Source organism: Pseudonocardia sp. KRD291 (genome assembly GCF_019263595.1).
Taxonomy (GTDB): Bacteria; Actinomycetota; Actinomycetes; order Mycobacteriales; family Pseudonocardiaceae; genus Pseudonocardia.
Genome location: NZ_JADQDD010000237.1, coordinates 1 through 10,031 on the forward strand (window position 1 = coordinate 1; position 10,031 = coordinate 10,031).

The following is a 10,031-nucleotide window of genomic DNA, read 5'->3' on the forward strand; positions in this document are numbered from 1 at the left end:
TCTACGACGCCGAGCTCGACGACGAGGGCGAGCTGATGTCCTACCGGCGGGTGAAGCGCTACACCCGCGGACGCGGGGACGACGAATGATCCGACGACAGGACCGGAGGGCCAGATGAGCGACACGGTCCGCTGGAACACCGGGCAGCCCCGCCGCCAGGAGTCCGCGGGGAACGACGGCGCCAACCTCGCCGACATCCTCGAGCGGGTCCTCGACAAGGGGATCGTCATCGCCGGGGACATCCAGGTCAACCTCCTCGACATCGAGCTGCTCACGATCAAGATCCGGCTCGTGGTCGCCTCGGTGGACCGGGCCAAGGAGATGGGGATCGACTGGTGGGAGCGCGATCCGACGCTGTCCGCCGGTCGTCAGGAGCTCGAGGACGAGAACGACGAGCTGCGCTCGCGGATCGCGGCCCTCGAAGCGGTGATGGCGCGCAACCCGGAACTGGCGGAGAACGTCGAGGAGGACGCCGAGGAGCCGGACGCCGAGGAGTCCGACGCCGAGGAGCCGGACGCCGAGGAGCCGGACGCCGAGGAGCCGGACGCCGAGGAGCCCGATGCCGAGGCGACGGACGAGCCGGGGGACGCCGACGAGCCGGACGGGGCCGGGCAGGACGAGGCCGTCCCGGCCGAGCGACCGGCGCCGCGGCGCCGGAAGAGCCGGGAGCGGTGAGCGTCGTGACCGACTCGGTGTCCTACGTCTATGCCGTCGGCCGGGAGGTACCGGTCGGCAGCCTCGACGACCTGACCGGCGTCGCCGGCCGCGAGGTGGCCGCGGTGGCCGGGTCCGGCCTGCAGGCGCTCGTCAGCACCGTTCCGCTGGAGGACTTCTCCGGGGAGAAGCTCGAGGAGCGCCTGCAGGACCTGACGTGGCTGGCCGAGACCGCCCGCGCCCACCACCACGTCGTCGACACGGTCGGTCGGGCCGCCGCGCTGGTCCCGCTGGCGCTGGCGACGGTGTTCTACGACGAGGCCCGGGTGCGCGCCGTGCTCGAGGAACGGGGCGCGGAGTTCACCCGGGCGCTCGACGACCTCGACGGCCGCGCCGAGTTCGGGGTCAAGGTCTACCTCCCGACCGGCGCCGCACCGGGCGCCGGGGAGAAGGGCACAGCGGAGAAGGGCACAGGGGAGAAGGGTGCCGGGCGGACGACGGGGACGGAGTACCTGCGCCGTCGCCGCGCGGCCGTCGGCGCCGCGGAACGGGCGATGCGGTCCGCCCGGGAGTCCGCCGACGCCCTGCACGACGTCGCCTCGGAGGCGGCGGTGCGCTCGCGGCGGCACCGCGTGCACGACACCGCCCTGACCGGGCGGACCGATCAGATGGTGCTCAACGGCGCGTACCTGGTCGACCGGGCCCGGTCCGGGGAGTGGCGTGCCGCGGTGGACCGGGCGGCGCCCGGCGAGGTCACCGTGGAGATCACGGGCCCGTGGATCCCGTACTCGTTCGTGAACGGGGAGGACGGATGACCGTGTCCGGGGGGACCGGCGGGTCGCCGGGCATCTTCGGCGACCAGGAGGTCGCGCTGGTGGACCTGCTCGACCGGCTGCTGGCGGGAGGCGTCGTCCTCACCGGGGACCTGACGATCTCGCTGGCCGGCGTCGACCTGGTCCGGTTGTCGTTGCGGGCCCTGCTGGTGTCCATCGGAGCGGACGAGGACCGTGCGGACCCCGACCGGGGCCCGGCGGTGACCGCTCCCCGGTGGGACCCGGAGCTGGAGGCGGGCGCCGGCGTGACCGAGGTACGCCGGTGAGCGCCCGCGGGTCCGACGTCCCCGGCGGGGGACGGTTCGAGATCGACCGCGACTCGGTGGAACGGGACCTGATGAAGCTGGTCCTGACGATCGTGGAACTGCTCCGCCAGCTCATGGAGAAACAGGTTCTCCGGCGGGTGGACCACGGAGATCTCTCGGACGACCAGATCGAGGATCTGGGTACCGCGCTCATGCATCTGGAATCGACCATGGACGAGCTCACCGAGCGATTCGGGCTCACCACCGACGACCTCAACATCGAACTGGGCCCGCTGGGTCCGTTGTTACCGAGGAACCGTTGATCCCACCGTCACCGGAGGCGGTCGGACGTCGGTGCGGTGTCGGGATCCTGTCGCGCGGCCGGGATCGGTGCGGGCGGGATCGCGGGTGCACGGGAGTCCATGACCATCGCGACGTGGATCCGCAGTGAGCGGTCGACCCGGCGCAGGAGGTAGCGGTAGCTGTCGTCGGCCGCGGACGCGGCCCGGCCCCGGTGCAGCCACCGGACCGTGACCTCGACCAGGTCGCTGCTCAGCGTCGTCTCCGCGTCCATCTCGTAGCCGACCGAGATCAGGCCGGACGTCCGGTACTGGGCCCGCGCGGTGGTGAACCCGTCCACGACCTCGGTCCGGGTGGTGAACACGACGGTGCGGGCGTTCGTGACGACGTAGGCGGGTGCGGTGTAGCAGTCGGCGATGCGGTCGACGTCGCCGGCGGCGAAGGCCGCCGCGAAGGCGTCGAACAGGTCGGCCGGCGTCCGGCACTCGGGAGCGGCCGACGGTCGCGGCGCCGTCGCCGGCGCGATCGGCCCGGCGGGCGTGACCGGCGCGGGGCGACCCACCGGGGCGACGCGGCCACGAGGCCCCGACCACGGTCGTCGAGGGCCGGGGGTCCAGCGGGAGCCCGGCGTCATCGGCGCCCCACCGGCCGGGTGTGACGACGGAAAGCCTTGCGCTGCATGACGTCCACGTCGCCTCCTCGATTGTGCGTCCGGTCTTTGTAATCTACATGTTTGTAGAAGATCACGGGGAAACGGGCGTCGCCGGTGCCCGGTGCCCTGCGCCGCACGGTCACCGGGCCCGGCCCGTCCTTCGTGGACGGATGGCACACTCCTTCCGACGAGGTCGGGAGCGTGCGGATGGCGGACGGGACGAGCGGTGTACCGCCGCTGCCGCGCCGGCGCCGGGGACAGCTGCGCGACGAGGTGTGGACGGTCCTGCAGGAGGCCGGGCAGCCCCTCACCGCGGGGCAGGTCCGGGAGCGGCTGGGCCGGCCGCCGGCCTACTCGACGGTGGTGACGACCCTGGCGCGGTTGTACACGGAGGGGATCCTGACGCGGGCCCGCGACGGCCGGGCCCACCGCTACGCGCCCAGCACGACCGAGGCCGGCCTGGTGGCGCGGCGGATGCAGCACGCACTCGACGACCACGACGACCGCCGCGCCGTCCTGGCGCACTTCGTCTCCGCTCTGGACGGCGAGGACGAGACCGTCCTCAAGGACCTTCTCGAGCCCGACAGCGGCTGACCCGACGTCGCCGCCTACCCGGATCGGCCCCGTTCTGCAGGGCCGTCAGCAGGGTCGTCCGCAGGCGGGTCGGCCAGCACCCGCTCCAGGCCGCGGGAGAACGCCCGCCGGTCCCGGACCCGGGAGCTCAGGATGCGCTCCCCGAGCGGGGTGAGCACGAAGCGACCCGCGCCGGCCCGGCCGGTGTCGCGGATCAGCCGGTCGTTACGCAGCCGGTGCAGCTGGTGGTAGACGCTGCGCTCGGAGAGCACGAACGCGCCACCGCTGCGTTCGAGCACCAGGTCGATGAACTCCCGGCCGTTCGCCGCGCCCTCGCGGGCGACGGCGAGCAGCAGGAGGTCGACGTCCTTGCGGTCGCGGATCCTCAGTGCGGGAGCGCGCCGGCGCGAGGTCCTTGCCACGGTGTCCCCCTCCGGAGTCGGTTCGCCGCCGGCGCGGGCCCGGCCTGCTCCGCGCCGTGCAGTGCGGTCAGCACCTCGACGCCCAGTGCGCGGTAGTCGCCGGCGACCCCGGCTGCGGTGGGCGAGAGCCGCGGAGCCTTGACGTCCATCCGCAACGCCTCCCACCAGGCCGGCTGGGCGGCGGCCTCGATCTCGAGCTCGTGGGCGAGCTTCCCGAGCCGGCGTGCGTCCTGAGCGGTGCGTTCGGCGTGCCGGATCGTGGTCTCGAACCAGGGCGACCTCGCGCCGAACGCCTTCTCGACCGTCGCGCGTGCCTCGCCGTGGACGGCGCTCGACCGCGTGCCGGTCCCGAACAGGACCACGCCCAGCAGCCGCAGCCCCGGGTTGATCTCCCGCGCCAGCGCGAACCGGTCGGCGACCAGGGTCATCCCGACCAGGCCGCCGACGTCGGACCTGGTCGGCATCAGCACCCAGCGCGCCGCCGCCAGCGCGAGGTCGGTGAGGATCGTGGACTCCGGCGGGCAGTCGACGAAGACGAGATCGTAGTTCGCCGCCACCGGGGCGAGCACGTCGCCGAGCACCCGGAACGCCCCGCGCCCGTGGTGCTGCAGGCGGGAGACCATCACCGGCGTGAGGTCCTCCAGCCGTGCACCCCCGCACACGACGTCGAGGTGCGGACGGACGTCGGCCGCCGGTTCCAGCGGCGTGCCCGCGATGACGCTGCCCAGCAGGCCTGCCCCGAGATCGTCGACGGCGGTGGCGCGGAAGCCCAGGTCGTCGGCCAGGTTGGCCTGCCGGTTCAGGTCGATGAGCAGGCAGCGGTACCCGGCGCCGGCGAACTGGCCGGCCAGGTTGGCCGCCACCGAGGTCTTCCCGACACCGCCCTTGTCGTTCACGACCGCGATGACGCGCGCCAACGCGTCGTCACGTCGTCGATCTACCGACCGTTTCGACACAGAACCTCCGCCACCGATCACCGTGAATTCGTCGTCGCGCTCCCGGGAGGGTGACCGGTGGACCACCTCCGGACAAGGACTTCCACACGTGTCCCGAATATGACCGTGAATGTGACTGCGAATGGCGCAGACCGATCCGGCCGATGCGTTCGGTCACACCGTCGAACAGCCCAGCCCGGTGCCGAAAAAACGATGGGCGGGTACGTTCCGGCACATGAATCCTCCGAGCGCCGACAGGACGACGTCGCCGAGCACCGTGCCCGATGTGGGGGCGTCGGACTACCTGCGCTCGGTCCTCGCGCCGGTGCACCAGAGTGAGACCGCATCGGTCGTCCTGACGGTCGCCATCCCGGCCGGGATCGTGCACGGGCACGCGGTGCACCCCGCTGTGTGGCTCCGGCGGATGGCGGCCGCGGTGCGGTCCCGGCCCGGGCCGGAGGAGGGCAAGGAGAACGTCGCGCGGATCTTCGACGCGCACGCGGAGCGGCGCGACGACCACGGCCTCACCCAGAACGCCCTGATGGCCTCGATCAACCACGTCTACCTCGCCGACGCGGTCCTCACCTCGGGCACGGCGACACCGGCACCGTCGTTGCCGGGGCAGGGGGTGGCACCGGGACAGGGCACCCTCTGGCAGGTGGCGCTGTCCGACATCTCGGCCTGGACGATCGGGGCCCCCGGGCCGTCGGTCTAGGCACCCCCCGGCGCGCCTGACCGCACTGGCGATCTCGCGCGGGATGGGGAAACCGTCGGGCGACCTGGGCGGCGGTCGACCCGGCCTCCGGGGTCGGCGCCGGTGGTGATCGCCGGCCTGGTCCCGATCAGGGCCACGAACGGCCACGATCGGGACCGATGTGCCGATCATCCGGGCCGGGCCGGGCCGGGCTGCACACCGTCGGCGCCCGGGAGAACCGCCGAAGCCGTTCAGGCGCGGCGGGTGCGCTCGGCGAGCGCCTCCCGGGCACGCAGGATGTGGGCCCGCGCCTCCTCGGGGGTCATCACGCCGGCGGCGATCAGCGGCAGGAGCCGTGCCGGCATGGCCTCGACCAACGCCCGGTGCTCGTCGAGCCCGACGTCGTCGTAACGCTCATCGGCCATCGGGCCGGCTCCCGTCGCGACGCCGGGCCCGCCGACGGTCCGTCGCGGTCATTTCGGTTGTGCGCAATTGACTTGGGCACGTCCGATCGGGAGAGTGGTCCGGGCCACACCTCCGGTCCCGAACCGGATGCCACCGTTCCCACCACGACGAAGTGGAGCTCGATCCCGATGGCTGACGAGACCCTGTACGACCGCCTGGGCGGCATCTACGGCATCGCGGGTGCCGTCGACGTCCTCGTGGACCGGCTGTTCGCGAACGCCGCGGTGAACGCGAACGAGGCGGTGCACGCCCACCACGGCGTCCCGGCGAACGCGCCGGGCTACAAGTTCCTGGTCACGGCCTGGTCGGTCGAGGCGGCGGGTGGGCCGAAGTGCTATCCGGGCATGGACATGACGAAGGCCCACGAGACCATGAACGTCACCCCGCCCCAGTTCGACGCGGTCAAGATGGAGATCGCGGCGACGTTGAACTTCCTGGGTGTGCCCGCGGTCGAGCACACGGAGTTCATGGACATCATCGAGAGCTACCGCTCCCAGGTCGTGACCGCGGTCGCCGCCTGAGACAGCCGTACGGCCCGACGTCATGTCCGGCCCGGAGCTCACGCGCAGCACGACGGGAGTTCGTGTCGCGATCGGATCCGGTTCGGCGGACGTCGTGCGCGACACCTCGATGACGGCTCCCGGGCGGTGATCGGGGAAATCCCGGTGACGGGATCTCCCCGGATTCGCCGGAATTCACGCCGCAATGGTTCCGGGTCGGTCCGCGCCGTCAGATCGTCGCCCGGGAGGCCTCGGCCCGGTGCCGGGCCGAGGCCCGTCCCACCGGTGCCGGCCCCCGGGCCGAGAACCCGATCCGCGCCCCGCGGAACGTGGTGGCCACGACCATGGCGGCGCCCACCAGGACGATGTCCTTGAGGACGTACTGGCCCTCGAGCGTCGGCGTGTGGAACGGGGCCGGGAAAAGCCGCTGCGGCAGCAGGACGAGCGGCGACAGGATGCCGAGCAGCTCGAGCGCGAGCAGGTAGATCGTCACCCGCAGCCCGCGGCCGACGACCAGCGAGAGCCCGATGCCGCATTCCAGCGTCGCGATCAGGACGAGTGCGACCGGGTCGGGAACGGTCCCGAACGTCAGCAGCCGGGTCGTGGTGACCGCAAGATCCTGTGCGGGACTGGCGCCCGGGATGTATTTCAGCGCGCCGAATGCGAGAAACACCAGCCCCATGGTGACGCGCAGGACGCCGATGCTGTGCCGGACGAGCCACCCGTGGACGAGTCCTTCCGCGGCAATGAACTGCGAACCGCGCATCGATGTCTCCCCGTGTCGATAGGGCGGAACCGCCCGGTGCGGTTCTCGATATCGATCTACCGGGTTGTTCGGGCATCGGCTGTACCCGGTTCGGCCGTTCGGCCGCACTTGCTGCCGAAAATGCTCGGTAAATGGCCCATCGTCAAATTCGACCGCCCGGTTTTCACTCGATCAGGTCGAACCTCCCGGTCGGGGCGTGTCGTTGTGTCCGTCAGGCGGCGCGCCAACGGGGGGCGTCGGCCAGTGTTCGGTTTCTGCCGTCCCCGCCCGGGAGCCCCGGGGGCACGGAGCCGAGCCATCCGGAAAGTGACCGAGCGGAGAGACCAGTGTTCGAAGGTTTCAACCAGAAGTTCATCAAGACCGCCATCGACCGTAGTTCGGAGAACCCGCTCGACCGTCGTCGCTTCCTGCGTGCCGCCGGCATGACCGGCGTGGGCGTGGCCGGGCTGGGCGTGCTCGGCGCGGGTGCGGGCACCGCGTTCGCCAGCGACGAGGAGGCCGCCGAGGGCCCGTCGGACGCCGCGGTCCTGAACTTCGCGCTGAACCTCGAGTACCTCGAGGCCGAGTTCTACCTGCGCGCGCTGACCGGCGAGGGCCTCAAGGACAACCAGGTCGACGGCGCCGGCACGCTCGGCGAGGTCACCGGTGGCTACAAGGTCAAGTTCGAGACCGACCTGGGCAAGCAGTACGCGGCCGAGATCGCGGCCGACGAGAACGCCCACGTCGACTTCCTGCGCAAGGCCCTGGGTGACGCGAAGGTCGCCCGCCCGGCCATCGACCTGCAGGACGCCTTCACCGCCGCGGCCACCGCGGCCGGCGTGATCAAGCAGGGCGAGACCTTCGACCCGTTCGCCGACGAGACCAGCTTCCTGCTGGGCGCCTTCATCTTCGAAGACGTCGGGGTCACCGCCTACAAGGGCGCGTCGCCGCTGATCGCGAACAAGACGTTCCTGGAGGCCGCTGCCGGCATCCTGGCCGTCGAGGCCTACCACGCCGGCCTCGTGCGCACGCTGCTGCTCGCCGGTGGCGCGGCCGAGACCGTCGGCAAGATCTCCGACGCCCGCGACTCGCTCGACGGCCCGGACGACCTGGACCAGGGCATCGTGGACTCGGACGGCAACGCGAACATCGTGCCGGCCGACCCGAACGCGATCGCGTTCTCCCGCACCCCCGGCCAGGTGCTCAACATCGCGTACCTGAACCCGGCGAAGGTCACCAAGGGCGGGTTCTTCCCGGCCGGCGTGAACGGCGAGGTCAACTCGTCCGACGCCAACGGCTGAGTCCTTCCCTGTTCGGCCCCCGTTCGGTGCGGGCCGGTGATGTCACCGGCCCGCACCGGGTGGGACCCTTTCGACGACCCCCGGGATTCCTCCGGGGCGACCTCGACCTGAGAGGCAGATTTCCATGGGAGCGATGAGCCCCACCCACTGGTTGATCGTGCTGGGCGTCCTGGTGCTGCTGTTCGGCGCCAAGAAGCTGCCCGACCTGGCTCGTTCGGTCGGCCAGTCCACCCGCGTGCTGAAGGGCGAGATGCGCGGGCTCAAGGACGACGAGGACGCCGCCAAGCCGGCCGTCGCGGGCCCCGCTCCGGTGGAGCAGCCGAGCGCAGTACGCAACGAGGCCGCGTAGCACCTGTCTCCGCCCCCGGACCGCCGCAACGGCGCGTCCGGGATCGGGAGCTTGTCCGGAAAGCCGCTTTCACCTGCGGATCCATCAGGATCGGGGTGTGGGGCGACTCACTGGACGCGAGTGGCCGACGGCTGGAACATCCCGGCTCTGATGTGCGATTTTCTAGGTGGATGCAACACCGCATCGCACAACGCAACGCTTAGGCGTTACCCATCGGAGGAGGTAGACCATGTCCGTGCTGCTCGCAACACTGATCGTCGGGGCCGGTGCAGGCGTGGGGGTCGCGACCGCGCTGGCCGGGTACGCCCAGAAGAACTGGACCCGCCGGCCGGAGACGGCCCACACCGTGGCCTCCTCGGCACTCGCCTGACCTGACGATCACGTACGACCCGAGCCGGGAGAGCATCGCTCTCCCGGCTCGATCCGTGTCCGGGCGTCGTACGGTCCCCGGATGACGGGAACGGTGCTGGTGACCGGGGGGAGCCGCGGTGTCGGCGCCGCCACCGCGCGTCTGCTCGCGGGGCGCGGGAACGACGTGGTGATCGGCTACCGCGCCGACGAGCAGGCCGCCGCCGCGGTGACGGCCGCCTGCCGGGCATCCGGGGTCCGGGCCGTCGCGGTGGCCGCCGACCTGGCCGTCGAGGCCGACGTGGTCCGGCTGTTCGACACGGCCGTGGCCGAGCTCGGGCCGGTCACCGGGGTGGTGGCCAACGCGGGCGGCGCGCCGTCGCGTCAGCGCCTGGAGGACATGACCCCCGCACGGATCGACGAGGTCCTCTCGCTCAACCTGCGCGCGGCCCTGCCGCGGCCGAGGCCGGCGTCGAGGCGTTCGTCGTCGGCCTGGCCAAGGAGGTCGTGTCCGACGGGATCCGGGTGAACGCGGTCCGGCCCGGCCTGATCGACACCGACTTCCACGCGACCGCGGGGGAGCCCGGGCGGGTGGAGCGGATGGCGCCGGGCATCCCGATGGGGCGGGCCGGGCGCCCGGACGAGGTGGCCGGACGAGCTGGCCGGCGCGATCGCCTGGCTGCTCGGCGACGAGGCGAGCTACGTGACCGGCGCGGTCCTGGACGTCACCGGCGGGCGCTGAGCCCGCAGGCCCCGGACTACCCTTCGGGCGTGACCGACCAGCCCGGACCCGCCACCGCCGTCGACGCACGCCCGCCCCTGCTCCGACAGGTGCTGACGCTGTTCGTCGCGGTGCTGTTCGTGGTGGCCGGGATCGTGTTGACCACCGGGCCGCTGCTGGCGCTGCCGGTCGGGCTGCTGGCGATCCTGTTCTTCGCACCGGTGGCGCTCTACCAGCTCGTGATGCTGCTGCTCGGACGACCGCGGGTGGTCGTCGACGACGCCGGGCTGACCA

At 72.1% G+C, this 10,031-nt stretch carries 17 protein-coding genes and 1 pseudogene; 13 read left to right on the forward strand and 5 right to left on the reverse strand.

Annotated elements, in window-relative coordinates:
- The 5 genes from gvpO to I4I78_RS24980 form a co-directional block, all read left to right on the forward strand.
- Positions 1-89: gas vesicle protein GvpO (gene gvpO / locus I4I78_RS34295; protein ID WP_218613944.1), on the forward strand; the 89-nt coding region annotated here is incomplete at its 5' end.
- A gap of 25 nt (positions 90-114) precedes the next feature.
- A complete protein-coding gene (gvpJ, locus tag I4I78_RS34300) occupies positions 115-675 on the forward strand; it encodes a gas vesicle protein GvpJ (protein WP_374225913.1) in 561 nt (186 codons plus the stop codon).
- 5 nt (positions 676-680) lie between these two features.
- Positions 681-1,469, forward strand: a complete 789-nt coding sequence (locus I4I78_RS33590; protein WP_308252340.1) for a GvpL/GvpF family gas vesicle protein — start codon at positions 681-683, stop codon at positions 1,467-1,469.
- The gene (locus I4I78_RS24975) at positions 1,466-1,753 is read left to right on the forward strand and encodes a gas vesicle protein (protein WP_218613931.1); all 288 of its coding nucleotides are present in this window, start codon (positions 1,466-1,468) and stop codon (positions 1,751-1,753) included. Before I4I78_RS33590 ends, I4I78_RS24975 begins: the two co-directional genes overlap by 4 nt.
- Positions 1,750-2,055: a gas vesicle protein K gene (locus I4I78_RS24980; protein WP_308252341.1), complete on the forward strand. Its 306-nt coding sequence runs from the start codon at positions 1,750-1,752 to the stop codon at positions 2,053-2,055. The genes I4I78_RS24975 and I4I78_RS24980 overlap by 4 nt, the downstream gene beginning before the upstream one ends.
- Before the next feature lie 8 nt (positions 2,056-2,063).
- Here the strand turns inward: I4I78_RS24980 and I4I78_RS24985 are convergent, their stop codons facing one another.
- Positions 2,064-2,594, reverse strand: a complete 531-nt coding sequence (locus I4I78_RS24985; RefSeq protein WP_218613932.1) for a hypothetical protein — start codon at positions 2,592-2,594, stop codon at positions 2,064-2,066.
- Between the two features lie 297 nt (positions 2,595-2,891).
- On the opposite strand from I4I78_RS24985, the gene I4I78_RS24990 reads away from it, so the two are divergent.
- A complete protein-coding gene (locus tag I4I78_RS24990) occupies positions 2,892-3,278 on the forward strand; it encodes a BlaI/MecI/CopY family transcriptional regulator (protein WP_218613933.1) in 387 nt (128 codons plus the stop codon).
- A gap of 14 nt (positions 3,279-3,292) precedes the next feature.
- Here I4I78_RS24990 and I4I78_RS24995 read toward each other — a convergent pair whose 3' ends face one another.
- Positions 3,293-3,679, reverse strand: a complete 387-nt coding sequence (locus I4I78_RS24995; RefSeq protein ID WP_218613934.1) for a PadR family transcriptional regulator — start codon at positions 3,677-3,679, stop codon at positions 3,293-3,295.
- Positions 3,643-4,656 carry a ParA family protein gene (locus tag I4I78_RS25000; protein WP_308252342.1) on the reverse strand — a complete coding sequence of 338 codons (1,014 nt, stop codon included), beginning with the start codon at positions 4,654-4,656 and terminating at the stop codon, positions 3,643-3,645. Before I4I78_RS25000 ends, I4I78_RS24995 begins: the two co-directional genes overlap by 37 nt.
- Before the next feature lie 193 nt (positions 4,657-4,849).
- On the opposite strand from I4I78_RS25000, the gene I4I78_RS25005 reads away from it, so the two are divergent.
- Entirely contained in the window at positions 4,850-5,329 is a 480-nt protein-coding gene (locus tag I4I78_RS25005) for a hypothetical protein (RefSeq protein ID WP_218613936.1), read from the forward strand.
- 230 nt (positions 5,330-5,559) lie between these two features.
- Here the strand turns inward: I4I78_RS25005 and I4I78_RS25010 are convergent, their stop codons facing one another.
- A complete protein-coding gene (locus I4I78_RS25010) occupies positions 5,560-5,733 on the reverse strand; it encodes a hypothetical protein (RefSeq protein ID WP_218613937.1) in 174 nt (57 codons plus the stop codon).
- Positions 5,734-5,901: 168 nt separating this feature from the next.
- On the opposite strand from I4I78_RS25010, the gene I4I78_RS25015 reads away from it, so the two are divergent.
- A complete protein-coding gene (locus tag I4I78_RS25015) occupies positions 5,902-6,294 on the forward strand; it encodes a group 1 truncated hemoglobin (protein WP_218613938.1) in 393 nt (130 codons plus the stop codon).
- A gap of 208 nt (positions 6,295-6,502) precedes the next feature.
- Here the strand turns inward: I4I78_RS25015 and I4I78_RS25020 are convergent, their stop codons facing one another.
- Complete coding sequence (locus tag I4I78_RS25020; protein ID WP_218613939.1) at positions 6,503-7,039, reverse strand: hypothetical protein; 537 nt, start codon at positions 7,037-7,039, stop codon at positions 6,503-6,505.
- 326 nt (positions 7,040-7,365) lie between these two features.
- Here I4I78_RS25020 and I4I78_RS25025 point away from each other — a divergent pair, with 326 nt between their 5' ends.
- The 5 genes and pseudogenes from I4I78_RS25025 to I4I78_RS34305 all read left to right on the forward strand — a co-directional run.
- Complete coding sequence (locus tag I4I78_RS25025; RefSeq protein ID WP_218613940.1) at positions 7,366-8,319, forward strand: ferritin-like domain-containing protein; 954 nt, start codon at positions 7,366-7,368, stop codon at positions 8,317-8,319.
- A 133-nt stretch (positions 8,320-8,452) separates the two neighbouring features.
- Positions 8,453-8,668, forward strand: a complete 216-nt coding sequence (gene tatA / locus I4I78_RS25030; RefSeq protein ID WP_374225914.1) for a Sec-independent protein translocase subunit TatA — start codon at positions 8,453-8,455, stop codon at positions 8,666-8,668.
- 229 nt (positions 8,669-8,897) lie between these two features.
- Entirely contained in the window at positions 8,898-9,038 is a 141-nt protein-coding gene (locus I4I78_RS25035; protein ID WP_218613942.1) for a hypothetical protein, read from the forward strand.
- Positions 9,039-9,119: 81 nt separating this feature from the next.
- Positions 9,120-9,758: pseudogene (locus I4I78_RS25040) on the forward strand (SDR family oxidoreductase).
- Between the two features lie 29 nt (positions 9,759-9,787).
- Positions 9,788-10,031: hypothetical protein (locus I4I78_RS34305; RefSeq protein ID WP_218613943.1), on the forward strand; the 244-nt coding region annotated here is incomplete at its 3' end.

Bases quoted from the DNA above. Each gene is read 5' to 3' on its own strand.
- tatA (WP_374225914.1), top strand. From the start codon at position 8,453: ATGAGCCCCACCCACTGGTTGATCGTGCTGGGCGTCCTGGTGCTGCTG.
- I4I78_RS25020 (WP_218613939.1), bottom strand. From the start codon at position 7,039: ATGCGCGGTTCGCAGTTCATTGCCGCGGAAGGACTCGTCCACGGGTGG.
- I4I78_RS25015 (WP_218613938.1), top strand. From the start codon at position 5,902: ATGGCTGACGAGACCCTGTACGACCGCCTGGGCGGCATCTACGGCATC.
- gvpJ (WP_374225913.1), top strand. From the start codon at position 115: ATGAGCGACACGGTCCGCTGGAACACCGGGCAGCCCCGCCGCCAGGAG.
- I4I78_RS24975 (WP_218613931.1), top strand. From the start codon at position 1,466: ATGACCGTGTCCGGGGGGACCGGCGGGTCGCCGGGCATCTTCGGCGAC.
- I4I78_RS24990 (WP_218613933.1), top strand. From the start codon at position 2,892: ATGGCGGACGGGACGAGCGGTGTACCGCCGCTGCCGCGCCGGCGCCGG.
- I4I78_RS25010 (WP_218613937.1), bottom strand. From the start codon at position 5,733: ATGGCCGATGAGCGTTACGACGACGTCGGGCTCGACGAGCACCGGGCG.
- I4I78_RS25005 (WP_218613936.1), top strand. From the start codon at position 4,850: ATGAATCCTCCGAGCGCCGACAGGACGACGTCGCCGAGCACCGTGCCC.
- I4I78_RS25035 (WP_218613942.1), top strand. From the start codon at position 8,898: ATGTCCGTGCTGCTCGCAACACTGATCGTCGGGGCCGGTGCAGGCGTG.